The sequence below is a fragment of the Micromonospora sp. CNZ296 genome, from assembly GCF_007827635.1.
The window spans coordinates 279,446-303,726 of the sequence record NZ_VISW01000009.1; the positions used below are offsets into that span (position 1 = coordinate 279,446).

Consider the following 24,281-nt stretch of genomic DNA (forward strand, 5'->3'; position numbering starts at 1 on the left):
GCGGCGCGCGGCCGGTCACGAGCGCACCAGGCCGACGCCGTCGCTCCGGCGCTCCGGCTCGGCGGACAGCACCGCCCGGTAGGCGGGTACGCGGGCCAGCAGCTCCGAGTGGGTGCCGACGGCGACGATCCGGCCGTCGTCGAGCAACGCCACCCGGTCCGCCAGTGCCACGGTCGAGGGGCGGTGCGCCACCAGCAGGGTCGTGGTGGCGGTGTCCCGCAGCACGCGGCGCAGGGCCGCCTCGACGAGCGCCTCGGTGTGCACGTCGAGTGCGGAGAGCGGGTCGTCGAGCACCAGCACCGCGGGCCGGCCGAGCACCGCACGCGCCAGCGCGAGACGCTGCCGCTGCCCGCCGGACAGCGACAGCCCCTGCTCACCGACCCGGGTCGAAAGCCCCCAGGGCAGCTCGTACGCGAACTCCGCCTGGGCCAGCGTCAGCGCGGCCCGGACCTCGTCCTCGCTCGCGTCCGGGCGGCCCAGTGTGAGGTTCTCCCAGACCGACATGGAGAACAGCGTCGGCTCCTCGAACGCGACGGCGACCAGCCGCCGCAACGACTCCAGCCGCAGGTCACGCACGTCGTACCCGTCGAGCGTGATCCGGCCGCGCGTGACCTCGTGCAGCCGGGGGACGAGCGACAGCAGCGTGCTCTTGCCGCAGCCGGTGGCGCCGACGAGCGCCATCGTCTCGCCCGGCTCCACTGTCAGGTCCAGATCGCGCAGCACCGGCGCGGACGTGCCGGGGTAGCGGAAGCCGACCCCCTCGAAGCGGAGCCGGCCGCGCACCTCGCCCCGGTCGAGCGGCCGGGCGTGCGGTGCGTCCACGATGGTCGGCGGCGTGTCCAGGACCTCCTGGATCCGGTCGGCGGCGGTCGCGGCCTCCTGGCCGTTGGCGATGATCCAGCCCAGCGACTGCACCGGCCAGATCAGCATGAGCTGGAGACTGACGAACGCGACCAGCTCCCCGATGGACAGCACGCCGTCGGCGACCGCCGCGGCGCCGGCCACCAGGACCGCGCCGAGGGTCAGGTTGGGCACCAGGTCGAACAACGCGGAGGTACGGGCCAGCAGCCGGGCCTTGCCGATCCCGGTGTCGTGCAGCCGGCGCGCGCCGACGGCGAACCGGGCCGCCAGTTCCGGCCCACGCCCGTACGCCCGCATGGTGCGCAACCCCAGCGCGGTCTCCTCGACCAGCGTGGCGACGTCGCCCTGCTGGTCCTGCATGCGCCGCGACGCCGCGTGGTAGTGGCGCGCGAAGCGGCGGCTGATCAGGAACAGCGGTACGGCGCTCGCCGCGACCAGCAGCCCCAGCCACTGGTGCAGCCGGATCAGCAGCGCCACCACCGCCGCGTAGGTGACCAGGTTGAGGACCAGGAACAGCAGCCCGAAGGAGAGGAACCGCCGGATCACCGAGAGGTCGCTGGTGATCCGGGACAGCAACTGGCCGGACTGCCAGCGGTCGTGGAAGCCGGCCGGAAGCCGTTGCAGGTGGGCGTAGATGTCGGCGCGGATGGCGGCCTCCATGCCCACCGAGGACGACGACTGCGTCCAGCGGCGGATGAAGATGAGGACCGCCTCGGCCACGCCGAGCAGCAGCGCGAGGGCGCCGAGCCGGAGCAGCCCGGCCTCGTCGTGCCGGGCCACCGGCCCGTCGACCACCCGCTGCACCACGAGCGGAACGGCCAGGCTCGCCGCGGTGGCGGCAAGCGCCGCGACCAGCAGCCAGGCGAACTCCGTCGCGTACGGGCGCAGGTAGGGCCGCAGCCGCCAGAGGTTGCGCAGCGGCTGGGACCGGGCGCCGGAATGCGCCGCGGGGTTGCCGTCGCTGGACGCGGGCACTACCCGACGGTAGCCGCCGGGGGTGACAGTCCGGCTGTCAGCTAGCCGTCACCCGTCCCTCATGCCCGAGAAGCCACTTCTTCACGTCCAGGCCCCAGCGGTATCCGCCGAGCGAGCCGTCGGTGCGCAGCACCCGGTGGCAGGGCACGAACAGCGCGGCGGCGTTGCGTGCGCAGGCCGCCGCGGCGGCCCGGATCGCCGCCGGTCGCCCGGCCAGCGCGGCGAAGCCGGTGTAGGTGACGGGGTCGCCGGGCTTCACGTCGCGCAGCACCTGCCAGGCGTGCGTCAGGAATGCGCCGCCGGTGTGCTGCTCCACCGCTACCGCGTCGATCGCGGTGAGTTCACCGTCCAGGTAGGCCCGCACGGCGGCGGTCACCGGACCGAGGTCGGCCCGTTCTCGCAGCTCGCCGCGCAGGCTCGGGTGGATCAACGGCAGCAGGTCCGCCGGGTCGGCGGTGAAGCCCGCCGCGCGTACCGCCCCGGTCGGGCCGGCGAGCACGCTCAACGGGCCGGCGGGTGTGTCCATGACGGTGCTGTCCACAGTGCTCATGCTGCTCTCCAGAGTCGGATGGTCGCGTACGACCGCCAGGGGCGCCAGCGGTCGGCGTACGCGGACAGGGTCTTCGGGTCGTCGGACAGGCCGAGCGCCGCTGCGCCACGGCGTACGCCCAGGTCGGTGGTGAGCGCGACATCCGGGTCGCCGAGTGCGCGCATGGCCAGGTAGCCGGTGGTCCACGGGCCGATACCGGGCACCGCGGCCAGGAGCCGGACCGCCTCCTCCCGGTCGCCTCCGGGTTCCAGGTCGAGTTCGCCGTCGGCGACCGCGCGGGCCAGCGCACGGAGCGTCTCCCGGCGGGCCGCCGGCATCCGGAACGCCGTGTCCGGCGCCGCGAGCACCTCCGCCGGACCGGGGAACGCCACCAGGCCGTCCGCCGGGTCGTCGGCAGCCGCCCCGCTCGCTGCCCGGGTGGCGGAGAGCAGGCGGGTGAGCGTGGTCCGCGCCGAGGCCAGCGAGACCTGCTGGGTGGCGACGGCGCGGACGGCCAGCTCGAAACCGTCGACCGCGTGCGGCAGCCGGACGCCGGGCTCGGCCGCGACGGCCGGGGCCAGCGCCGGGTCGGCGGCCAGTGTGGCGTCCACCGCTACCGGGTCGGCGTCCAGGTCGAGCAGGCGGCGGCAGCGGGCCACCGCGGGGGCCAGGTCACGCATGTCGGCCAGCCGCAGCGTCGCGTCGATGTGGCCGTCGGCAGGGGCCAGCGCCACCGTGGCGGGACCGTGCGGCAGCCGCAGCCCTCGGTGGTAGGTGCCGTCGCGGACCACCTCGACGCCGGGTAGCGCGCGCAGCGCGAGGAAGTCCAGCAGCGCGCCCGCGTGCAGCGGGGGCCGGTACGCCAGCCTTAGCGAGAGCGTGCCCGCCCCGGTGGTCGCCGCCGGGCCACGTCGGCCGGCCCGCAGCTCGGACGGCGTGCCGCCGTAGACCTCGCGGACCGTGTCGTTGAACTGCCGGACGCTGCCGAACCCGGCGGCGAAGGCCACCTCGGCCAGGCCGAGGCCGGTGGTCTCGATCAGGATCCGGGCGGTCTGCGCGCGCTGGGCCCGGGCCAGCGCCAGCGGGCCGGCGCCCAGCTCGGCCCGGAGCATCCGGTGCAGGTGCCGCTCGGTGTAGCCCAGCCGGGTGGCCAGCCCGGGCACCCCGTCCCGGTCCACCACGCCGTCGGCGATCAGCCGCATGGCGCGACCGACCAGGTCGGCCCGGACGTCCCACTGGGGCGAGCCCGGTGCCGCGTCCGGCCGGCACCGGCGGCACGCCCGCAGCCCGGCCCCCTGCGCGGCGGCGGCGGACGGGAAGAACCGGACGTTCTGCCGCTTCGGCGTCATCGCCGGACAGGACGGCCGGCAGTAGATCCCGGTCGACGTCACGCCGGTGTAGAACCAGCCGTCGAACCGCGGGTCGCGGCTGTCGACGGCTCGGTAGCACCGCTCGAAGTCCAGTTCCATGCCACGATCCTGCCTCGCAGCTCCGACGCTCGGCTGGCGGGATTCAGACATGACGTGCGGCAGTCGCGCCCGCTCGGGGAAGTGGCGGTATCCCGAGCCCCGGGACACCGCCACATCGGCGAGGTGGCGTGGATCATGACCGGCGGACCCGAGAAAGTGTCGTAAGTGGTCGGTAGCGTCCCGCCACCAACTCAAGAAGAGGTGCGGGGCATGGCGAGCGTGGCCGGGCGGGGTGTCCGCTGATGCGATCGGGGCGAGCACCGTTGGACGCCGCGGTGGTGGAGGGCTTCTACGAGCGGATGCGGGTGGTGGCGCCGGCCGCGTACGGCGCGATCGAGCGCGACCGGGCCGGTGACCCCGGTCGCCCCTTCGCGGACACCGCCTGCGGGCGGCTGGCCGGCTCCCTCGACCCGGACGGGCTGCGCGCGCTCGGCATGTGGGCGCACCACTGGTGCATGCGCTTCTACGACGACGACACCCGGGTCGGCCTGCGGCTGGTCCGCGAGATCGCCGCCCGCTCCGGCCTGGGCTGGACCGCCGACGAGGTGCGGTGGCTGCTCGACCGGTCGTACGCGGCCGGTCCCGCCGCCGCGCACCGGTTCACGCTGCCGCTCGCGGCCGCGGCGCAGCTACCGGCCGGTGTGCTGCCCGAGGGCGTCACCGCCGAGGCGTGGCCGGAAGACTGGCGTCGGCTGCGGGCCGGCTGACCGCGCCGCCACCGGGCCGCCGTCCCGCCGCCTGCCCGAAGGTCGGCCGGCGTCGTTGTCGGGCTGTCCGCGCCGCCGCCCGGCTGCGGGTGCGGCGATCGACCCGGCATCTGCGCGAGCACCATCGCCGCCACGGCCACCGCGAAACCGGTGAGCTGGACCGGGTCCAGCGCCTCACCGAGCACCACCCAGCCGAGTGCCGCCGCGGTGAGCGGGCTCAGCGCGCCGAGCACCGACACGCGGGACACCGGCAGTCGCGCCGCGCCCCGGAACCACAGCACGTACGCCAGCGCGGTGCCGGCCAGCCCGAGCCACGCGTACCCGAGAAGGGCCGGCCCGTCGGGCACGGGCGGCGCGCCCTCGACGGCGGCGGCGACCGGCACGATCATCAGGCCACCGGCGACGAGCTGCCAGCTCGTCGCGGCGAGGACGCCCGTTCCGGGCGGCCGGCCCCAGCGGCGGGTGAGCACAAGTCCGGCGGCCATCGCCACGGCGCCGGCCAGTCCGGCGGTGACGCCGAGCGGGTCGAGGCCGGCGCCCGGGCGCAGCACCACGAGGGCGACGCCGAGCGGGGCGACCGCGGCGGCGACCAGCGCCGGCCGGGTGGGGCGGTCACGGAGCAGCGCGACTGTCAGCACCGCCACCAGCAGTGGCTGCGCGGCGCCGAGGACGGCGGCGGTGCCGCCGGGCAGCCGGTACGCGGCGAGGAACAGCAGCGGGAAGAACACCCCGATGTTCAGCGCGCCGAGCACTGCGGCTCGCCCCCACCAGAGACCGTGTGGTCGTCGGCGGGTCAGGGCGAGCAGCAGCAGACCGGCCGGGAGGGCGCGGATCGCCCCGGCCCAGAGCGGCCGGTCCGGGGGAAGGAGTTCGGCGGTGACCAGGTAGGTGGTCCCCCAGGTGATCGGGGCGGCGGCGGTGAGCGCGACGTCGGTCCAGCGGCGGTTCATGTCGGCCTCTCTCGGCTCTAAGTATCTTAGCGCTAAGATAATCAGGCCCGAGCGAAAAGGGGAAGTGGGACGTGCGGCACAATCGGCAGCCGTGACAGGCGACGAGGTGGACGCGATCGTCGAGCAGTGGCGGCGGGAACGACCAGGTATGCGGCCCGAGCCGATGGCCGTGTTCGGCCGCATCTACCGGCTGGCCCGGCTGGTCGGCGACGGCCAGGAGAAGGTGTACGCGGGCTGGGGCATCGGCCGGGGCGAGTTCGACGTGCTGGCCGCGCTGCGGCGCTCCGGCTCGCCGTACACGCTGGCGCCGAAGGCGCTCGCCGCGTCGCTGATGCTCACCTCCGGCGGCATGACCGGGCGGCTCGATCGCCTCGAACGCGCGGGCCTGGTGCGGCGCTCGCCGGACCCGGCCGACCGGCGGGCGCTGCGGGTCACGCTCACCGACACCGGCCGCCGGGTGGTGGAGGAGTCGGCCGAGGCCGGGCTCGCGGTGCAGCGGCGGATCCTCGACGCGCTTCCGCCCGCCGACCAGGACCGGCTGGCCGACCTGCTGCGCGCGTTGCTCGCGGCGGCCGAGGCCGGGCCGGCGGATCCGGCACAATGATCGGCACCGTCACCGCCCGGAAGGACGCCCATGCCCGCCACCGAACCGACGATCGTCGCCACCAGCATGGGTTTCGCCAGCCGTCGCCGTGGCCCCTGGGACGCGCGGCCCAGCGCCCTGTTCGACCTGATGGCCGAACTTGCCGGGGCCGGTGACGCGCCCCGCGTCTGCTACCTCGGCCAGGCCACCGGCGACCAGCCGACCGGGTTCACCGTCTTCTACGGCGCCTTCGCCGGCACCCGGTTCCGCGCCTCCCACCTGGCGCTCTACCCGATGCCCAACGTCGAGGACATCCGGGCGCACCTGCTCGCGCAGGACGTCATCTGGGTCGGCGGCGGCAGCGTGGCGAACCTCTGCGCGGTGTGGCGGGTGCACGGCCTGCCGGAGATCCTGCACGAGTGCTGGCAGGCCGGAGTGGTGCTCGGCGGGGTCTCCGCCGGCTCGATCTGCTGGCACACCGGCGGCGCCACCGACAGCTACGGTCCGACGCTGCGGCCCTTCACCGAAGGGCTGGGCTGGCTCCCGTACGGCAACGGCGTGCACTACGACAGCGAGGAGCAGCGCCGCCCGCTGATGCACCGGCTGGTCGCCGACGGCACGCTGCCGGCGAGCCACTGCACCGACGACGGCGTGGGGCTGATCTACCGGGGCACCCAGCTGGCCGAGGCGGTGGCGGACCGTCCCGGCGTGGCCGCGTACGAGCTGGTCCGCGCCGAGGACGGCACCGCCCGGGAGACCCGGATCGAGCCGCGCCTGCTGTCCGCCGAGCCGGAGTGACAGGCTTCGCGGACCTGCCTGCCCGGCGCGGCCGGCGAAGCGCGTAAGCTGGTTCGTCGTGAGTCTCACCATCGGCATCGTCGGCCTGCCCAACGTGGGCAAGAGCACCCTGTTCAACGCGCTGACCAAGAACGACGTGCTCGCCGCGAACTACCCGTTCGCCACCATCGAGCCGAACGTCGGCGTGGTCGGGCTGCCCGACGAGCGGCTGGCCAAGCTGGCCGAGATCTTCTCCTCGCAGAAGGTGCTGCCGGCGCCGGTCTCGTTCGTCGACATCGCCGGCCTGGTCCGGGGTGCCTCCAAGGGGCAGGGCCGGGGCAACGCGTTCCTCGCCAACATCCGGGACGCCTCGGCGATCTGCCAGGTGGTGCGCGCCTTCTCCGACCCGAACGTGGTGCACGTCGACGGCAAGGTCTCCCCGGCCGACGACATCGAGACGATCAACACCGAGCTGATCCTGGCCGACATCCAGACGCTGGAGAAGGCGCTGCCCCGGCTGGAGAAGGAGGCCAAGCTCCGCAAGGACCGGGCCGCCGCGGTCGAGGCAGCGAAGAAGGCGGTCGAGGTCCTCGACAACGGCGTGACGCTGTACGCGGGCGCCGCCGCCGCGAAGGTCGAGCTGGAACACCTGCGTGAGCTGCACCTGCTCACCACCAAGCCGTTCCTCTACGTCTTCAACGTCGACGAGGCCGAGCTGGGCAACGACGAGTTCCTCGACGAGCTGCGCGGCCTGGTCGCCCCCGCCGAGGCGATCTTCATGGACGCCAAGATCGAGTCCGAGCTGGTGGACCTGCCCGAGGACGAGGCCCGCGAGCTGCTGGAGTCGATCGGGCAGTCCGAGCCCGGCCTGAACCAGCTCGTCCGGGTGGGCTTCCGGACGCTCGGGCTCCAGACGTACCTGACGGCTGGCCCCAAGGAGGCGCGGGCCTGGACCGTCCCGGTCGGCGCGACCGCGCCGGAGGCCGCCGGGGTGATCCACAGCGATTTCCAGCGCGGCTTCATCAAGGCCGAGGTGGTCTCCTACAACGACCTGGTCGAGGCCGGATCGATGGCGGCGGCCAAGGCCGCCGGCAAGGTCCGGATCGAGGGCAAGGAGTACGTCATGCAGGACGGCGACGTGGTGGAGTTCCGCTTCAACGTCTGAGTTCGGTCTGTTGTCACAGGTCAGGAGATGCCGCCGTCGCTGCGTAACAGTTGGCCGTTGATCCAGCCCCCGTCGGGTGAGCACAGGAACGCGACGAGGTTCGCACAATCCCGCGGGCGTCCGAGGCGACCGAGCGGCGTGGCCCGTAGGACGGCATCCTTGATCTCTGCGGTCATCCAGCCGGTGTCGGTTGGACCCGGGTCGATGGCGTTGGCGGTCACGCCGAGGCGGGCCAGTTCTTGAGCAGCGGCCAGGGTGATCCGATCGAGAGCGCCTTTGCTGGCTCCGTAGGGAAGGTTGCCGACGGTAGCGTCACTGGTGAGGCTGACGATGCGTCCCGTGCCATGTGCCCCTCGGAACCGTCGGGCGTACTCGCGAATCAAGAGCCAGCTCGCCCGGGTGTTGACCGCGAAGTGACGGTCGAAGCTCTCGATGCTGGTGTCGAGCAGGCCTGATTTCACGCTCTCGCAGTGGGCGAGGACGAGCGCGCTGACCGAGCCCAGCTCTCGCTCCACGGCCTCGAAGATGTCAGCCGTGGTGTGAGGATCAGCGAGGTTAGCCTCGACTGCGACAGTTCTTGCCCCATGCTCGGCGGCTTGGCTGCTGAGCTGCGTCATGGCCTCGGGATCGGCTCCCCAGGGCATCCGCTCGTCGTACGGGGTCCAGTAGGTGAAGCCGACATCCCAGCCGGTCCGAGCCAGCGTCACCACCACCGATGCAGCGATGCCGGCGCTGCGGCCGGCACCGGTCACCAGGGCGACGGGTCGATGCTGTTGGTCCCTGCCGTCCGTAAGAGACATTCGTGGTCGCACCCCCTCGACGCACCATCCTTGCTGCCCGCCCGAAGGCCGTCATCGGAATTACCCGGCCACCACAGCAGTGCCGGCGAGGCACCGCGACGGCGCTCCCGCAGTCTCCTCGTCCACGGGGTCATGGTCCCGCACCCGGACGCGGGAACACCCGTGGGCCGGCCCTCGGTGTGGCCTGACCGATGTCTTCCCGGCGCCGTGCTGGTCTGTACGCCGAGTACCGACCCACGGGAGGCTGGCACGATGCGCAAACTGACCTTCGGCATGAACGTGAGCCTGGACGGCTACGTCGCCGCGCCCGGCGACGACCTCGGCTGGGGTGCGCCGAGCGACGAGTTGTTCCAGTGGTGGTCCGACCGGGTGGGGGCGACAGGCACGGCGCTCTACGGGCGGCGACTGTGGGAGGCGATGAGCTCCCACTGGCCTACCGCCGACCAGCAGCCGGGCGTCACACCGGCCCAGGTCGAGTTCGCCGGCCGCTGGCGGGACATGCCGAAGGTGGTGTTCTCCTCGACGACCAGGCCGGTCGACTGGAACACCCGCCTGGTCACCGGCGACGCGGTCACCGAGATCACCCGGCTCAAGGCCGAGGACGGCGGCCCGATGGACATCGGCGGCGCCACACTCGCCGCTGCGGCCATGCGGGGCGGGCTGATCGACGAGTACGTGCTCGTCACCCACCCGGTTCTGGTGGGTGACGGCAAGTCGTTCTTCACGGCCCTGGACAACTGGGTGAACCTGGCCCTGGTGGAGACCCGGACGTTCCCGGGCGGTGTGCTCCTGACGAGGTACCAGACCAGGCGCTGAGGTGACGCTCCACCAGGGCAGGTCGACAACCGATGCGCAAACGACCGCCGGCCCGCGTCCTGCGGACCGGCGGTCGCTGTGTGCGTAACCGTCAGGCGTTGGCCCGGCGGATGGCCGCCATGCCCCCGACTGCGGCCGCCGCCGCCACCAGGGCGGGCCATCCCACCAGCAGGCTGATCTGGTGCTGGCTGCTCAGCCACTGCCAGATGGCGCCGAACCAGCCCTGCCAGGTGATCAACGCGACGAGCAGGCCGGTCACCAGGATCAGCGCCGCACCGGCGCCGAGCAGGCCGTTCATGCCGAACCGGACGTACCAGACGGATACGAAGACGGAGAGGAAGTTCAGGAACAGGAACGGCACCGCGTAGACGGCGATCTGCAACAGCCCGTTGTCGACGTCGATGTACGGGATCCGGAAGAACCGGAGCTCGATCCCGAAGCCGCCGGTGGCGCCCTCGATCAGGTTGAGCAGGTAGAGCAGGACGCCGTAGACGACCGCCTGCACCACGTTGACGAGCACTGTGGCGAGGTAGAAGGTGCGCCGGGTGACGCCCATGCCGAGCGCGAACGGGAACACCTGGCTGATCGAGGCGGCGGCGATGATCGCGCAGACGATGTAGAGGCTGAGCAGACCGCCTGTGGTGTTCTTGCCCGGCGCCGCCTCGTCGATCGAGGCGAAGATCAGCAGGTTGACGCCGAGCGAGATGGCCATGATGCCCCACGGCCAGTCCAGCTGGCCGACCCGGGCGATGGTGTGCATCCGGGCGACGTCGAGGATGCGGGTCATCGGGTGTTCGTCCTTTCCGTCGTCAGGCGCACCACGGCCTGCTGGAGCGACAACGGTGCCAGGTCGATGCCGAGCTTCCTGGCGCGCATCCGTTCGGCGTTGTCGAACGACCCGCGCAGCGACGCGCGGACCGCGCCGCCGAGCTGCCCGCGGTGCAGCACCCGGTGTGCGGCGGCGAACTCGTCCACCGCCCCGGCCGGGCCGGACGCCTCCATCACCTCGCCGCGCAACTCGTCGCTGGGCGCGTCGAGCAGCAGCTTGCCGCGGTCGAGCAGCAGCACGTGCTCGATCAGGTCGGCCACCTCGTCGATGAGGTGTGTGGAGAGCACGACAGTGCGCGGATTCTCGGCGTAGTCGGCGAGGAGCCGGTCGTAGAAGAGCTGCCGGGCGACCGCGTCGAGACCGAGGTACGGCTCGTCGAAGAAGGTCAGCGGCGCCCGTGCGGCCAGTCCGATCGTCACGCCCAGCGCGGACAGCATGCCGCGGGACAGCTTGCGCACGTTGCGCTTGCGCGGCAGGTCGAAGTCGTCCACGAGGGACTGCGCGAAGTCCTCGTCCCAGTTGGGGAACAGCCGCCTGGCCAGGCTCAGGACGTGCCGGACCTGGTAGGTCGTGGGGTACGTCTGGCTCTCCTTGATGAAGACCACCCGCGACAGTGCCCGCTCGTTCTCGTACGGGCGCTCGCCGAAGAGCGTGAGGTCCCCGCTGATGCCGTTGTTCTGGCCGGTGATCAGCTGCATCAGCGTCGTCTTGCCGGCGCCGTTGCGTCCGAGGAGGCCGTAGATCTTGTTGCCCGTCAACGTGAAGGTGACGTCGTCGAGAGCGGTCACCTCACCGAACCGCTTCGTGAGGCCGGCTGCCGCCACGACGCTCATCGCTGTTCCTCCCCTGTCTCGATGAGCTTCTTCAGCTCCTCGGTGCCGATGCCCAACTTGCGTGCCTCCTCGATGAGGGGCCGCACGTACTGGTCGGAGAACTCGCGCCGGCGGCGTTCCCGGAGTGTTTTGACGGCCCCCGTTGCCACGAACATTCCGATCCCCCTGCGTTTGTAGAGAATCCCGTCATCGACCAGGCGGTTGATCCCCTTGGCGGCGGTCGCCGCGTTGATCCGGTGGAACGCCGCCAGCTCGTTCGTCGACGGCACCTGGGTCTCCTCCGCGAGCGTCCCGTCGATGATCGAGTTTTCGATCAGCTCCGCGATCTGGACGAAGATCGGCCGCCCGTCATCCATCCCGGTTCTTCGGTTCATTACTCATGTAACTAACCGTCGCACCTGGGCGCCGGAACCGTCAAGTGCCTTCGGGTACGCGCGGCGGCACGCGGGCTCGCTAGGGTTCGCGCCGTGGAACTGAGGATCGACGAGAGTACGCGCCAGGTACGGGAGTTCGTCTGCGGCTGTTGCGACACCGCCGCAGAGCGGACCTGGGCCCACATCCGCACCGACGACGCGACGGCGGCCGTCTACTTCGCGAGCTGCTACCACCACGACGGCGTGCACGAGGTCTGGATCGACGCGATCCTGGGCAGCTGGGGCCGCGACGACTTCGACGACCACGTCACCTTCGGCTGCCGGGTCGGGCCGGTGGCCGGCTCGCCGGGGCCGGCCGCGACGCTCGTCAACGGTGGTGAGGTCGCGGGGGACAGCCCGATCTTCGGCCGCAAGCTCAGCCGCGAGGAGGGCCTGACCCATCCCCGGCTCGCCGAGTTCTGGCAGATGGTCGACCTGATCCTGGAGCGGGACGCCCTGGTACGCCGCCACCTGGTCGGCACCTGACCAACCCGGTGATCAAGGGGTTTACGTCACCCGGAACGCGCCGACCGGACACAAACTCCTTGATCACCGGGGCGAGGGCGCGGGAGGAGGGAAGGGGGGTCAGATCCTAGGGCTGCGGCGTTCGATCAAGGTCACGTCTCGCCAGGTGCCGTGGTGGCGGCCTACCCGCTCACGGGTGCCGACGACGCGGAATCCGCACGTCGCGTGCAGCGCGAGACTCGCGGTGTTCTCCGGGAACACGCCGGACTGGATGGTCCAGATCCCGGCCGCCTCGGTGGAGGCGATCAGCGCCTCCAGCAGGGCCCGCCCGACGCCGCGACCCCGCCCCTTCGGGTGCACGTAGACGGAGTGCTCGACCACCCCGGTGTAGACGCAGCGGTCGGAGACCGCCGAGCAGGCCACCCAGCCGAGCACCGCGCCCGCCTCGTCGAGCGCCACCCAGCGGTGGCCGGGCAGGCGAGCGGCGGTGAACCGCGTCCAGTCCGGCGGCTCGGTCTCGAACGTGGCGTTCCCCTCGGCTATGCCGAGGCGGTAGATCTCCAGCACGGCGTCGGCGTGCGAGTCGTCCATGGCGGCGACTGTGACTGTCATCGCTTCCTCCTGCCGGGGACCGCGCAGACCCCGGCGGCGTCAGCGTAATCGGCGCCGGCCGAGGGCCGAGACGGGATGCCTCGGCCCTCGGCGTGAGCGCTACCGCCGCCGGTAGACGGAGATGTGCGCGCGGCTGTCCGCCTCGAACGGCGTCCGGTCCCAGTCGGCGTACCGCTCGGTGAGCCGCAGCCCGGCCCGCTCCGCCAGTTCGTCGATCTGTTCCGGCCAGGCGTACCGCATGGCGAACGGCTTCAGGTGCACGCCGGAGGCGTCGAAGGTGACGGTCTGCCGCACGAACGTCTGCGCCGCCCGGTCGTACCGGTGCAGGCGGATGGTGGCCGAGTCCTCGGTCACCTCCCGCACCTGGACCTGCTCGTCCCGGTCGAAGTCCGCCGGGTCGGGCACGAAGGTCTCGATGACGAACGCCCCGCCGGGCGCGAGCACCCGGGCGACGTTGCGGAAGCACGCCGCCTGGCGCTCCTCCGAGACCAGGTTGAACAGCGTGTTGAACACCAGGAAGACCAGACGGTACGGCCCGGCGACCGGGACGTCCGACATGTCGCCGATGGTGACGGGCATGTCCGCGCCGCCCGGCTTGGCGCGCAGGTGCGCCACCATCTCCGGGGACGCCTCGACACCCTCCACGGCGAGGCCGCGGGCGGCCAGCGGCAGGGCCACCCGGCCGGTGCCCACAGCCAGTTCGAGCACCGGGCCGCCCTCGGCCAGCGGCGCGAGGAAGTCGACGGCCGGGGCCGGGTCGGGATTGCCGGGGCCGTCGTAGGTGGCGGCCCAGAGCCGGCCGAACAGGCCGGGATCGTCGAAGACGGACATCACGCGCCCTCCCGCCGGGCGGAAGGGACGCGACGCGGCGAGAGGTCAGTGACCTCCGCCGGAATGGGGTACGACAAGACGAAGCCTCGATTCGGATGAGGTGACGACGGGTCGGCTGGGCTTCGCAGCGTTCGGCATGGCGGTGCTCCCTCCGGTCGGCTTCGAGGGGTTCAGCAGATCAGCAGCCGTGCCGAGCAGACAACCCGATTAAGCCCGCAGCGCGTCGTCCACTCCGGTCTCCCGGCGGCCGAGGTGCACCGGGTCACGCCCGGTGAGCACGTCCACGGCGGCCTTCACGCACGCGCCGTACTCCCGGGTGGAGCTGATCCGCCACTGGTCGGCGTACCGGCGGGCGGTGTCGTCGCCGACGCCGACGGCCTCGATGCCGGCGTCCCGGCAGAGCGCCACCGCGCGCGGCAGGTGGAACGACTGGGTGACCACTGTGGCCCGCCGGACCCCGAAGACGCGGTGCGCGCGGACGCACGAGTCGTACGTGTCGAATCCGGCGTGGTCCAGCACCGTCTTCTCCGCCGGGACGCCACGCTCGACGAGCCAGCGCCGCATCGCGTTCGGCTCGTCGTAGTCCCAGTCCATGTGGTCGCCGGAGAGCAGGAGCACCTGGACCTTGCCGGCGGCGTACAACTGGCGGGCGATCTCCAGCCGGGCGGCGAGGAACGGCGCCGGCGTGCCGTCCGGCTCCACCTTGGTGCCCAGCACCAGGGCCACCGGTGTCTTCGGCACGTCCGCGGCGTCGAACAGGCGGCCCTCGGCGGCGCCGCGGACCCAGGTCGCGCTGGCGACCGTGGCGGCGCCGAGCAGCATCACGGCGGCGGTGGCGAGCACCAGGAGGCGGCGGAGCAGGCGTACGGCCCGCCGATGCTCGCCCCGCCAGGCCCGCCATCGCGCCCTCAGCCCCCGCATGGCGGCGATTGTGCCAGGCGGGTCAGGAGATGTGGTGCAGGATCACGTTGTGCACGTGGTGGCTCTTCTGCGCGCCCCGGAACTCGACCTCGTAGGTGTGCGTGCCGACGTGCACCGCGATGGACCCGGTGGAGAAGAACGAACCACCCCAGGACTTGTTGCTCACCACGCTCACGCTGGTGATCTTCGAGTACGGGATGCTGGTGATCGCGTACCGCTTGCCGACGAAGGAGCGGTCCTGGATGATCACGCGCCGGTCGGTCAGGCCGATGAAGCCGGTGCCGGTGCCGACCGCGTCGTAGACGGCGATGATCTGCTCACCGGGCAGCAACCCGCTCTGGATCTGCTGGAACTGTTCCTTGCGGTCGTACGTGGGGCCAGACATGCACCCGAGGGTAGGCGGGGCGTGCCAGCCGATCAGGGCTCGGTGACCGCGCGGACCGCGTCCTCGATGCGCGCCGCGAGCAGAACCTCACCCTCGGTGAGTGGCTCGCCGTCGTCGTGCCCGAGTCTGATCTGGGTACGGTCGGCCCGGCGGCTGATCTCGGGGCGCAGCCGCAGCGCGTCGGCGACCACCGCCACCCGCTCGGTGAGCGCGGCGTGCTGGGTGTCGTCGAGGACGATCGTGCGGCGGATCTGTTCGCCCTCGCGCGTCCATCCGGACAGCAGGGCTAGCGCGTCGCTGAGGTAGTCGTGCTTCGCCCGGCCGCTGAACAGCACGCGCATCACCGCACCTCCCAGGCGTCGTTGCCGGCTTGTGGCCAAATCGTCGCCATCCCGTGTCCCAGTCGACGCCCTCTAGTCTCTCGCCGCTCAGATGGTGTGTCCACGCCCACACTTCCGTGTTCTGCTGACCTGACGGCCGACGCAGCTACCCAAACCGCCGATTGATCTGGCACGCTGGTGGCCCGTGCGGACCGAACGGGTTAGCGGAAGCGGGCAGGCCGACCGGCGGGAGCCGAGGGTGGTCGTCGGGGCGGCGATCATCGAGGGTGGCCGGGTGCTGGCATGCGAGCGCTCCGCGCCCCCCGAGGTGGCGGGGCGATGGGAGTTCCCGGGCGGAAAGGTCGAGCCGGGCGAGGCCGAGACCGACGCGCTGGCCCGGGAGTGTGCCGAGGAGCTGGGCGTACGGGTGGCCGTCGGCGCGCGTGTCGGCCGGGACGTACGGATGGCGCACGGCCGGTCCGTGCTGCGCGTCTACGCTGCCCGCCTGCTGCACGGCGACGAGCCCGAGGCCCTGGAGCACGCCGAGCTGCGCTGGCTCTCCGCCGCCGAGCTGGACAGCGTCGACTGGCTGCCGGCCGACGTGCCGATCGTGGCCGCGCTGCGCCCGCTGCTCGACGCCCCCTGAACGACGGCGGCGCGAGCCGGGCCGTCCGGTGAACCGGACAGCCGGCCGGAAACGGGACGAGGGCCCGCGGCTCGTGCCGCCGGCCCCCGTCATCGTCGCGCTGCTGTTCAGTGCTTCGGCTCGTCCTGCTGCGGGTGAGCGAAGTTGAGGTGCTCCGGCGGCAGCGGGAACGTCACGTCGTCACCGAACGGCGACGGCGCGGCGGCCTTGTTGAACGTCAGTTCGGTCAGCGGCAGCCTGCCGTTGGCGTCCACCGCCGGGGCGGTCGGGTGCGGCACCTCGCGGTGCCAGTTGACGCCCTGTTGGGCCTGACGCTCGGCGGCGCTGTCGTGCGAGCCGCCCGCGTGCGAGTGCACCCCGCCGGCGTGCGAACCGCCGCCGTGCGCGTGCGCCCCGCCCTGCGCCCCTCCGGACGTGACGGCACCGCTCGAATGCCCGCTGGTCGCGCTGGTCTGAGGCACCTGACCCCTCCGGAAGATCTTGTTACCGAGCCACACAAGGGGATCGTACCTGCGGTCGACGACCCGTTCCTTCATGGGGATGATCCCGTTGTCGGTGATCTTGATGTGCTCGGGGCAGACCTCGGTGCAGCACTTGGTGATGTTGCAGAAGCCGAGTCCCATGTCCGACTGCGCGTACTCCCGGCGGTCGGTGCGCGCGTCGAGCGGGTGCATGTCCAGCTCGGCCGCCCGGATGAAGAACCGGGGACCGGAGAACGCCGGCTTGTTCTCGTCGTGGTCACGGATCACGTGGCAGACGTTCTGGCACAGGAAGCACTCGATGCACTTGCGGAACTCCTGCGAGCGCTCGACGTCGACCTGCTGCATCCGGTAGTCGCCGGGCGCCACGTCGGCCGGCGGCGCGAACGCCGGGGTCTCCCGCGCCTTCTCGTAGTTGAACGAGACGTCGGTGACCAGGTCCCGGATCACCGGGAAGGTGCGCAGCGGGGTGACGGTGACGGTCTCGGACTCCTCGAACGTCGACATCCGCGTCATGCAGCCCAGCCGCGGCTTGCCGTTGATCTCCATCGAGCACGAGCCGCACTTGCCGGCCTTGCAGTTCCACCGGCACGCCAGGTCCGGCGCCTCGGTGGCCTGGAGCCGGTGGATCACGTCGAGGACCACCTCGCCCTCGTTCACCTCGACGGTGTAGTCCTTCAGGTCGCCGCCGGTCTCGTCGCCCCGCCAGATGCGGAACTGGCGCTTACTTCCCATCAGTTGTTCGCCTCCTCGGTGAGGGCGTCGAACTCGGCGAGTTCCTCGTCGGTCAGGTACTTGGCCAGCTCGGCCCGGTCGAACAGTCCGATCAGCTCCGGCCGCATCTTCGGCAGCGGCTTGTGGGTCAGCCGGACCGTGTCGCCGTCCAGCGAGCAGACCAGGTTGACGCTCCGCCACTTCGGGTCCATCGCCGGGTAGTCCTCCCGGGTGTGCCCGCCGCGCGACTCCTGCCGCTCCAGCGCCGCCTTCGCGGTGCACTCCGAGACCACGAGCATGTTGCGCAGGTCCAGCGCCAGGTGCCAGCCCGGGTTGTAGCGCCGGCCGCCGACCGCGCTGACCTTCGCCACCCGCTCCCGCAGCTCGGCCAGCCGGCCGAGCGCGTCGGCCAGCTCACCCTCGCGCCGGATGATGCCGACCAGGTCGCCCATCACCACCTGGAGGTCCTGCTGGAGCTGGTACGGGCTCTCACCGGTGTCCCGCTGCAACGGCGCCAGCGCCGTCTCCACGGCGGCCTCGACCGCCGCCACCGACACCGCCGGGCGGGTGGTGAGCTGATCGGTGTACGTGGCGGCGTGCCCGCCCGCGCGCTTGCCGAAGACCAGCAGGTCGGACAGGGAGTTGCCGCCGAGCCGGTTGGAGCCGTGCATGCCGCCGGACACCTCACCGGCGGCGTAGAGCCCGCGCACGGTGCCGTACGCCGCGCCGGAGTCCGGGTCCACCTCGACGCCGCCCATCACGTAATGACAGGTCGGGCCGACCTCCATCGGCTCCTTGGTGATGTCGACGTCGGCCAGTTCCTTGAACTGGTGGTACATCGACGGGAGGCGGCGGCGGATCTCCTCGGCCGACTTACGGGAGGCGATGTCCAGGTAGACGCCCCCGGCCGGCGTACCCCGGCCCTCCTTGACCTCGCTGTTGATCGCGCGCGCGACCTCGTCGCGGGGCAGCAGCTCCGGCGGACGCCGGTTGTTGTCCGGGTCGGTGTACCAGCGGTCCGCCTCCTCCTCGGTCTCCGCGTACTGCTTGCGGAACACGTCGGGCACGTAGTCGAACATGAACCGCTTGCCCTCGGAGTTCTTCAGCACGCCGCCGTCGCCGCGTACCGACTCGGTGACCAGGATGCCCTTCACCGAGGGCGGCCAGACCATGCCGGTCGGGTGGAACTGGAGGAACTCCATGTTGATCAGCGTGGCCCCGGCGCGCAGCGCCAGCGCGTGGCCGTCGCCGGTGTACTCCCACGAGTTCGAGGTGACCTTGTAGGAGCGTCCGACGCCGCCGGTCGCGAGCACCACCGCGGGCGCCTCGAACAGGACGAACTCGCCGGACTCGCGGTAGTAGCCGAACGCCCCGGCGACGCGGTCGCCGTCGAGCAGCAGTTCGGTGATCGTGGTCTCGGAGAAGACCCGGATCCGCGCGTCGTAGCTGCCGAACTCCTGCTTGTCCTCCTGCTGGAGCGAGACGATCTTCTGCTGGAGCGTACGGATCAGCTCCAGGCCGGTCCGGTCGCCGACGTGCGCCAGGCGCGGGTACTCGTGGCCGCCGAAGTTGCGCTGCGAGATCTTCCCGTCCTTGGTGCGGTCGAACAGCGCGCCGTACGTCTCCAGCTCCCAGATCCGCTGCGGCGCCTCCTTGGCGTGCAGCTCGGCCATCCGGAAGTTGTTGAGGAACTTGCCGCCGCGCATGGTGTCCCGGAAGTGCACCTGCCAGTTGTCGCGCGAGTTCACGTTGCCCATCGCGGCGGCGGCGCCGCCCTCGGCCATCACCGTGTGCGCCTTGCCGAACAGCGACTTCGAGATGATCGCGGTCTTCTTGCCAGCCAGCCGGGCCTCGATCGCCGCGCGCAGGCCGGCGCCACCGGCCCCGATCACGACGACGTCGTAGTGGTGTCGTTCGATTCGCGTCTCAGTCATGTCCAGGCTCTCAGTTGATGAACCGCAGGTCGTTGATCCAGCCGGCGGCGACCGCCATCACGTAGAAGTCGGTGAGTGCCAGGGTGCCGAGGGTGATCCAGGCGAGCTGCATGTGCCGGACGTTCAACCAGGACACCCCGGTCCACGCCTTGTAGCGCATCGGGTGCTTGGAGAAGTGCTTGAGCCGCCCGCCGATGATGTGCCGGCAGGAGTGGCAGGAGATCGTGTACGCCCACAGCATCACCACGTTGCCGATCAGGATGATGTTGCCCAGGCCGAAGCCGAAGCCCTCGGGGGAGTGGAAGGCCAGGATCGCGTCCCAGGTGTTGATCAGCGAGATGATCGCGGCGGCGTAGAAGAAGTAACGGTGCAGGTTCTGCCCGAGCAGCGGGAACCGCGTCTCGCCGCTGTACGACTGGTGCCCGTCCGGCACCGCGCAGGCCGGCGGCGACAGCCAGAACGACCGGTAGTACGCCTTGCGGTAGTAGTAGCAGGTCAGCCGGAACAGCAGCAGGAACGGCAGGGTGAGCGCCGCGTCCGGGATGATCCACCAGCCGGGCAGGAACTGGCCGAAGTGCGAGGAGCCCTCGACACAGCGGTCGGTGACGCAGGGGGAGTAGAACGGCGTCAGGTAGTGGTACTGCTCCACCCAGTACCACTTGTGCATGAAGACCCGGACCGTCGCGTAGATGACCCACGCGCTGAGCCCCACCACCGTGATCAGCGGGGCGATCCACCATCTGTCGGTCCGCAACGTCTTCGCCGCGATGGCGGCGCGTGCCCGCCCTCCCCGCGGCTGCGGTCTCGGCGTCCTGGCCGACGTAGTTGTCATCTGAGTCATCTCCCTGACGTCACTGTCACGTCCTGCGCACGCGCGAGGCCACACCGGCGAACCGGTGCGGCTAAGTGACACACGTTACGCCGATCTTCACGGCCCGGCCGCGCAACGCAGTGTCCCGTGTGTCCCGCAGCTTGGAAAGAGTCAGTTCATGATCAATGTGGCGGGTCGGCCGAACGGTGCGCCGACCGGTGGCGTGGTGCGCCCGGCGGCGCGCCGGGTCACCCGGACGCGCCGCCGGTGAAGTGCCACGAGGACAGCCGCAGCGCCGGTGTCTCGTACCAGGAGCCGTCGACGCGGGCAGGCTGGCGGACCGCCGTCCGGCCCAGGCCGAGAACCCGGCCCGGCCCCAGCGCCCGGGGGTACGACTCGGTGAACCGGAAGTCGCGCACCGCCCGGGTCGGCACGCCGTCCTCGACCAGCCACACCCCGTTGCGGGTCAACCCGGTGACCACGAGCTGCTTCGGGTCCAGCACGCGGGTGTACCAGAAGTCGCTGACCAGCAGCCCGCGCCGCATCCCGGCCACCAGCGCGGCGGTGTCCGGGTCGCCCACCGCCCCGGTCACGCCCGCGCTCACCGGTCCGGCGGCGACGGCCGCGCCTGCCACGCCCGCCGTGCCCGTCAGCAGGCGGACGTTGTGCGGGATCGGGCCGAACGTCGCGCTACCCGGCATGCCGTGCCCGGTGGACCCGGCGCCCGCCTCGGCGCCGCCGCGCCTGTCGTACGCCACCGCTCCTGTGGTGCCGCCCTCGACCAGCGGCAACGCCTGCCGGGGCGTGCCCTCCAGGTCGAACGGCAGCGTGCCGGCGTGCAGCGGGTCGTCCACCACCGTCACCGCCGGGTCGAACTGGGCGGTGCCCGGCTCGGCGAAGGACTGCCGTTCGGCGTAGCGCTTGCCGTTGAAGCCGTACCAGGCCAGGTTCTGGAGCAGGTCGGCGACGGCAGCCGGTTCGAGCACCACCTCGTAGTGCCCGGGCGGCAGCTCGACCGGGTCCGCAGCGGCGCGCGCCTTGGCCGCCGCGCGGGCGCCGAGCGCCGCGCCATCGAGATCGGCCAGCCGGTCGGCGCAGAGCCGGGCCACCCCGTCGGCGCCGCCGGCGCGGGCGATGCCGTCCATCGCCGCCTCGGCCGCCCGGCCCACAGCCGTGTGCCCGGCCGAGTTGGCGAACGCCCCCGACCGGTACGAGGTCCGGCAGTAGCCGGCCGCCTCCAGCCCTTCGACCGCGTCCACGAACGCGCGTACCCGCTCGGCCCGCTCGTCGGGCGAGGCGAACGCGGTGTCCTCGTCGACGGCCGGGCCGGACGGCACAGGCGTCGGGGCGGTGAGTCCCGGCCAGGCCGGGTCGGGCGGCGCGAGCCGGGCCGCGGCCCGGGTCCGCTCGACCAGGGCGGCCAGCCCGTCGGCGTCGACCCGGCTGCCGCTGCCGGTAGCGGTCCGCCCGTCCACGTGCAACCGCAGGTGCACGGCGACACCGGTCTCGGACACGTTCTGGTGGACGAACGAGTTGGCGAACCGGGTCAGCGCCAGGTCGGAGCGGGTCACCAGCACCTCGGCCTCGGCGGCCGGACCGGCCGTGTGCCGGACGAGGTCCACCACCCCGGCGGCGATCTCCAGCTCGGCGTTCATGCCGCGTTCGCTCATGCCCGCACCCCTACGCGGACGCCACGGAACCGGGCCGGCGCGGCCGGGTGGCCGGTGTGCCCGACCTGGCCGGGCTGCCCCTTCCCGCAGTTGGGCGTGCCCCAGGCGACCGTCTCCGAGGAGAGCATGTCCATCGAGCGCCAGAAGACCGGCCCGATGCCGGTGTAGGTGGGGTTGCGCAGCATCCGCCCCCGGCGGCCCTTCTTCACCTCCCAGCCGACCTCGCAGCCGAACTGGAAGTTGAGCCGCTTGTCGTCGATCGACCAGGACCGGTTGATGTCCATCAGCACCCCGTCGTCGGTGGCCGCGATGATCTCGTCGAGCGTGTGCGGGCCGGGTTCCAGGCCCACGTTCGTCATCCGCACCATCGGCAGCCGGGCCCAGCCGTCGGCCCGTACGCTGCCGCCGTAGTCAAGGCCCGCGACGGCGGCCGAGTCCCGGCCGGCGAGCACCCCGACCCACCGCCCCTCGCGGACCGCGTCCCGGGCGACCGCCGGGGAGCCCTCGTCGTCGTAGCCGAAGCTGCCCAGCGCGCCCGGGATGGTCGGGTCGATGGTCACGTTCATCAGCTCGGAGCCGTAGTGCAGCGAGCCGAGGCGGGCCAGGTCGAGCCAGGACGTGCCGGCGAACGCCGCCTCCCAGCCGAGGATGCGGTCCAGCTCGATGGCGTGCCCGACCGACTCGTGGATCTGCAACGCGAGCTGCTCACCGCCGAGGATCAGATCGGTCTCGCCGGCCGGGCAGAGCGGCGCGGTGAGCAGCTCGCGGGACTCCTCGGCGATCCGCGCGGCGTGCGCGGCCAGGTCGAGCGAGGTGACCAGCTCCCAGCCGGTGGTGCCGTACTGCCCGCGGTAGCTCGGGTAGGACCGACGCTGGGTCTCGCCGTCACCGATCGAGGTGGCCGAGATGCCGCCACCGCACTCCCGGATGTGCTGGTCGATCCGGTGGCCCTCGCTGGAGACGAACCACTTCGAGGTGTCCCAGATCTGGTAGAGCCCCTCGGCCAGGTCGGCGCCGTGCTCGCGCATCGTCGCCGTGGCGCGGACCAGCAGGTCGCCCTTGTCCGACAGTGGCACCCCGAGCGGGTCGACGGCGCACTCCGAGGCCCAGCTCGCGACCGCCGCCTCGGCCGGCACCAGGTCGATCGGCGGACCGGGAACCCGCGCGCTCGCGGTGGCGATCGCCGCGGCGCGCCGGCCGGCGTCGCGGGCCGCGGCGTCGGACAGATCGGGTACGGCGTGGAAGCCCCACCCCGATCCGACGAGCGCGCGTACGCCCAGCCCGATGCTCTCGTCCTGGCTCAGCTCCTCGATGTCGCCGTTGCGGGCCGACATCGACTCGTAGCGGCGGTGCATGACCCGGGCGTCGGCGTAGCGGGCGCCCGCGTCGAGAGCGGCCTGGACGGCGGCGGTCGCCGCGTCGAACTCGCTCATGCGCTGTCCTGATGGGTCGCTCGACGCTCGCTCATGCGCCCGACCCTAGGCGAGCGCACCGACATCCGTCAGGGGACGAGATCCGCCGGCCGGATCGTGGCCCGGACGGGCTCGGTCAGCTCCAGCGCGGAACCGGGCTTGGTCACCGACACCTCGCGGTAGTGCCGACCCTGCCGCCGGTGCAGGTGCAGCGTGCCGGTTTCCTGCTCCACCAGCAGGTACCACTCGATCCCCGCGGCGGCGTAGTAGTGCATCTTGAGCACCTTGTCGGTTGCCGCGTTGCCCGGTGAGATGACCTCACACACGAGCCGCACGTCCCGCGCCTCGATCATCGGCTGGTCGAAGTCGATCGGCTCGGTGACGACCAGGTCGGGAATCGGTATGCGGCCTGGCCGGAGCCGGACGTTCACCGTCTCCAGCAGTTCCAGGCCGACGTGCCGGGCCGCGGCCTCCAGCAGGTTGCCGAGGTTCCGCTGGATTCGTTGGTGCCGCGGGGTCGGTGCCGGTGTCACGTGCAGGCTCCCGTCGAAGAGTTCGACGCGTTGCCGCGTCTCGCCGAGGGCGAGGTACTCCTCTTCGGTCCACGGGCCGTCGTGGCCGAACACCGCCGCGGTCATCGTCGCCTCCACCTCGTGCCGACGGGAATCGTCCCTTCGTCGCCGGGACCATCGTCGCACCACAAGTGCGGCGACGAGGCGACGACGGCCAGTCGCGGGCGTGGATGTCCCAGGTGACGGGGGTGCGAGACGGAAACCCAGTCGTTACGCTCAGGCCGCTGACAGGCCGCTCGATGTAGCTTATTTTCGCCTCTGGGGATTTCCTGTAAGTTCTCTTCATCACCGAAGGGGAGGCGGTCAATGGGCAGGTCGGAGGCGGTGCCGTCCGGGGAGCCGGACCGCCCGGAGGTGCCGGAGCAGCGCTCCGGCGACGGGCCCTATCTCCAGGTCAGAGATCTGCGGGTGCGGTTCGACACCGAGGACGGTGTGGTGCGGGCCGTGGACGGTGTGTCGTTCGCCGTGGAGCGGGGTCGCACGCTGGGGATCGTGGGTGAGTCCGGTTCCGGTAAGAGCGTGACGTCGCTGGCGATCCTGGGTTTGCACAACGCGAAGCGGACGACCATCTCGGGGGAGATCTCGGTGGGTGGGCGTCAGCTGGTGGGGTTGGGTGAGGAGGAGGTGCGGCGGCTGCGGGGCCGGGACATGGCGATGGTCTTCCAGGATCCGTTGTCGGCGTTGCATCCGTACTACTCGGTGGGTAGGCAGATCGCTGAGGCGTACCGGGTGCATCATCCGAGGGCCGGTCGGCGGGAGGCGCGGACGCGGGCGGTGGACATGTTGGGCCGGGTGGGGATTC

Annotated in this window: 26 protein-coding genes and 1 pseudogene; 8 read left to right on the forward strand and 19 right to left on the reverse strand. The window is 71.9% G+C overall.

The genetic code is table 11. The annotated features are described in order from the left end of the window. Positions 1 to 15: 15 nt before the first annotated feature. Genes FB455_RS17400 through FB455_RS17410 form a run of 3 tightly spaced genes read right to left on the reverse strand, consistent with a single transcriptional unit; the run spans position 16 to position 3,834 of the window. On the reverse strand, positions 16 to 1,836 hold the full coding sequence (locus tag FB455_RS17400) for an ABC transporter ATP-binding protein (protein ID WP_030269447.1): 1,821 nt from the start codon (positions 1,834 to 1,836) through the stop codon (positions 16 to 18). A gap of 37 nt (positions 1,837 to 1,873) precedes the next feature. Continuing rightward, entirely contained in the window at positions 1,874 to 2,386 is a 513-nt protein-coding gene (locus tag FB455_RS17405; protein WP_145754070.1) for a methylated-DNA--[protein]-cysteine S-methyltransferase, read from the reverse strand. Further along, the gene (locus FB455_RS17410; protein WP_071097816.1) at positions 2,383 to 3,834 is read right to left on the reverse strand and encodes a DNA-3-methyladenine glycosylase 2 family protein; all 1,452 of its coding nucleotides are present in this window, start codon (positions 3,832 to 3,834) and stop codon (positions 2,383 to 2,385) included. Before FB455_RS17410 ends, FB455_RS17405 begins: the two co-directional genes overlap by 4 nt. A gap of 242 nt (positions 3,835 to 4,076) precedes the next feature. On the opposite strand from FB455_RS17410, the gene FB455_RS34805 reads away from it, so the two are divergent. Beyond that, a complete protein-coding gene (locus FB455_RS34805) occupies positions 4,077 to 4,541 on the forward strand; it encodes a hypothetical protein (RefSeq protein WP_235437493.1) in 465 nt (154 codons plus the stop codon). A 128-nt stretch (positions 4,542 to 4,669) separates the two neighbouring features. Here FB455_RS34805 and FB455_RS17415 read toward each other — a convergent pair. Further along, a pseudogene (locus tag FB455_RS17415) lies at positions 4,670 to 5,674 on the reverse strand (EamA family transporter); the annotation flags it as partial. Here FB455_RS17415 and FB455_RS17420 point away from each other — a divergent pair. The 3 genes from FB455_RS17420 to ychF are packed head-to-tail and all read left to right on the forward strand — an operon-like array spanning position 5,583 to position 8,016. Beyond that, positions 5,583 to 6,095: a MarR family winged helix-turn-helix transcriptional regulator gene (locus FB455_RS17420; RefSeq protein WP_013475216.1), complete on the forward strand. Its 513-nt coding sequence runs from the start codon at positions 5,583 to 5,585 to the stop codon at positions 6,093 to 6,095. The pseudogene FB455_RS17415 and the gene FB455_RS17420 sit on opposite strands and share 92 nt — an antisense overlap. A gap of 30 nt (positions 6,096 to 6,125) precedes the next feature. Next, complete coding sequence (locus FB455_RS17425; RefSeq protein ID WP_145754076.1) at positions 6,126 to 6,872, forward strand: Type 1 glutamine amidotransferase-like domain-containing protein; 747 nt, start codon at positions 6,126 to 6,128, stop codon at positions 6,870 to 6,872. A gap of 58 nt (positions 6,873 to 6,930) precedes the next feature. Then, entirely contained in the window at positions 6,931 to 8,016 is a 1,086-nt protein-coding gene (gene ychF, locus FB455_RS17430) for a redox-regulated ATPase YchF (RefSeq protein ID WP_013288480.1), read from the forward strand. A gap of 20 nt (positions 8,017 to 8,036) precedes the next feature. Here the strand turns inward: ychF and FB455_RS17435 are convergent, their stop codons facing one another. Further along, the gene (locus FB455_RS17435; protein WP_327652341.1) at positions 8,037 to 8,768 is read right to left on the reverse strand and encodes an SDR family oxidoreductase; all 732 of its coding nucleotides are present in this window, start codon (positions 8,766 to 8,768) and stop codon (positions 8,037 to 8,039) included. 300 nt (positions 8,769 to 9,068) lie between these two features. On the opposite strand from FB455_RS17435, the gene FB455_RS17440 reads away from it, so the two are divergent. Further along, entirely contained in the window at positions 9,069 to 9,632 is a 564-nt protein-coding gene (locus tag FB455_RS17440) for a dihydrofolate reductase family protein (protein ID WP_145754081.1), read from the forward strand. Positions 9,633 to 9,723: 91 nt separating this feature from the next. Here FB455_RS17440 and FB455_RS17445 read toward each other — a convergent pair whose 3' ends face one another. Genes FB455_RS17445 through FB455_RS17455 form a run of 3 tightly spaced genes read right to left on the reverse strand, consistent with a single transcriptional unit; the run spans position 9,724 to position 11,650 of the window. Next, on the reverse strand, positions 9,724 to 10,419 hold the full coding sequence (locus FB455_RS17445) for an ABC transporter permease (RefSeq protein WP_145754083.1): 696 nt from the start codon (positions 10,417 to 10,419) through the stop codon (positions 9,724 to 9,726). After that, positions 10,416 to 11,294, reverse strand: coding sequence for an ATP-binding cassette domain-containing protein (locus FB455_RS17450; RefSeq protein WP_013288460.1), 879 nt, complete (start codon positions 11,292 to 11,294; stop codon positions 10,416 to 10,418). The genes FB455_RS17445 and FB455_RS17450 overlap by 4 nt, the downstream gene beginning before the upstream one ends. Beyond that, a complete protein-coding gene (locus FB455_RS17455; protein ID WP_047893901.1) occupies positions 11,291 to 11,650 on the reverse strand; it encodes a GntR family transcriptional regulator in 360 nt (119 codons plus the stop codon). The genes FB455_RS17450 and FB455_RS17455 overlap by 4 nt, the downstream gene beginning before the upstream one ends. 111 nt (positions 11,651 to 11,761) lie before the next feature. Between FB455_RS17455 and FB455_RS17460 the strand changes: the two genes are divergently transcribed. Further along, entirely contained in the window at positions 11,762 to 12,193 is a 432-nt protein-coding gene (locus tag FB455_RS17460; protein WP_145754085.1) for a hypothetical protein, read from the forward strand. Between the two features lie 99 nt (positions 12,194 to 12,292). On the opposite strand, the gene FB455_RS17465 is transcribed toward FB455_RS17460, so the two are convergent. The 5 genes from FB455_RS17465 to FB455_RS17485 all read right to left on the reverse strand — a co-directional run bounded on the left by FB455_RS17465 (position 12,293) and on the right by FB455_RS17485 (position 15,262). Next, on the reverse strand, positions 12,293 to 12,784 hold the full coding sequence (locus FB455_RS17465; RefSeq protein ID WP_030269468.1) for a GNAT family N-acetyltransferase: 492 nt from the start codon (positions 12,782 to 12,784) through the stop codon (positions 12,293 to 12,295). A 99-nt stretch (positions 12,785 to 12,883) separates the two neighbouring features. Continuing rightward, on the reverse strand, positions 12,884 to 13,615 hold the full coding sequence (locus FB455_RS17470; protein WP_030269469.1) for a class I SAM-dependent methyltransferase: 732 nt from the start codon (positions 13,613 to 13,615) through the stop codon (positions 12,884 to 12,886). A gap of 207 nt (positions 13,616 to 13,822) precedes the next feature. Next, positions 13,823 to 14,536: a SanA/YdcF family protein gene (locus FB455_RS17475; protein WP_145754089.1), complete on the reverse strand. Its 714-nt coding sequence runs from the start codon at positions 14,534 to 14,536 to the stop codon at positions 13,823 to 13,825. Between the two features lie 22 nt (positions 14,537 to 14,558). Next, positions 14,559 to 14,921 (reverse strand): PH domain-containing protein, encoded by a 363-nt coding sequence (locus tag FB455_RS17480; RefSeq protein WP_013288454.1) that lies wholly within the window; start codon positions 14,919 to 14,921, stop codon positions 14,559 to 14,561. A gap of 32 nt (positions 14,922 to 14,953) precedes the next feature. Then, the gene (locus FB455_RS17485; protein WP_013288453.1) at positions 14,954 to 15,262 is read right to left on the reverse strand and encodes a 4a-hydroxytetrahydrobiopterin dehydratase; all 309 of its coding nucleotides are present in this window, start codon (positions 15,260 to 15,262) and stop codon (positions 14,954 to 14,956) included. Between the two features lie 184 nt (positions 15,263 to 15,446). Here FB455_RS17485 and FB455_RS17490 point away from each other — a divergent pair, with 184 nt between their 5' ends. Then, positions 15,447 to 15,887, forward strand: coding sequence for a (deoxy)nucleoside triphosphate pyrophosphohydrolase (locus tag FB455_RS17490; protein WP_174361743.1), 441 nt, complete (start codon positions 15,447 to 15,449; stop codon positions 15,885 to 15,887). A 107-nt stretch (positions 15,888 to 15,994) separates the two neighbouring features. Here FB455_RS17490 and FB455_RS17495 read toward each other — a convergent pair whose 3' ends face one another. From FB455_RS17495 to FB455_RS17520, 6 genes are all read right to left on the reverse strand, one after another. Further along, positions 15,995 to 17,101, reverse strand: coding sequence for a succinate dehydrogenase/fumarate reductase iron-sulfur subunit (locus tag FB455_RS17495; protein WP_013475224.1), 1,107 nt, complete (start codon positions 17,099 to 17,101; stop codon positions 15,995 to 15,997). Continuing rightward, positions 17,101 to 19,014, reverse strand: coding sequence for a fumarate reductase/succinate dehydrogenase flavoprotein subunit (locus FB455_RS17500; RefSeq protein ID WP_013288450.1), 1,914 nt, complete (start codon positions 19,012 to 19,014; stop codon positions 17,101 to 17,103). The genes FB455_RS17495 and FB455_RS17500 overlap by 1 nt, the downstream gene beginning before the upstream one ends. A gap of 10 nt (positions 19,015 to 19,024) precedes the next feature. After that, positions 19,025 to 19,846 carry a hypothetical protein gene (locus FB455_RS17505; protein WP_013288449.1) on the reverse strand — a complete coding sequence of 274 codons (822 nt, stop codon included), beginning with the start codon at positions 19,844 to 19,846 and terminating at the stop codon, positions 19,025 to 19,027. A gap of 227 nt (positions 19,847 to 20,073) precedes the next feature. Further along, on the reverse strand, positions 20,074 to 21,495 hold the full coding sequence (locus FB455_RS17510; protein WP_145754092.1) for a TldD/PmbA family protein: 1,422 nt from the start codon (positions 21,493 to 21,495) through the stop codon (positions 20,074 to 20,076). Then, positions 21,492 to 22,928 carry a TldD/PmbA family protein gene (locus tag FB455_RS17515; RefSeq protein ID WP_013288447.1) on the reverse strand — a complete coding sequence of 479 codons (1,437 nt, stop codon included), beginning with the start codon at positions 22,926 to 22,928 and terminating at the stop codon, positions 21,492 to 21,494. Before FB455_RS17515 ends, FB455_RS17510 begins: the two co-directional genes overlap by 4 nt. A gap of 68 nt (positions 22,929 to 22,996) precedes the next feature. Beyond that, complete coding sequence (locus tag FB455_RS17520) at positions 22,997 to 23,545, reverse strand: Uma2 family endonuclease (protein ID WP_091332145.1); 549 nt, start codon at positions 23,543 to 23,545, stop codon at positions 22,997 to 22,999. A 240-nt stretch (positions 23,546 to 23,785) separates the two neighbouring features. Between FB455_RS17520 and FB455_RS17525 the strand changes: the two genes are divergently transcribed. Then, positions 23,786 to 24,281, forward strand: a 496-nt coding sequence (locus FB455_RS17525; protein ID WP_145754095.1) for an ATP-binding cassette domain-containing protein, incomplete at its 3' end; no start/stop codon positions are given.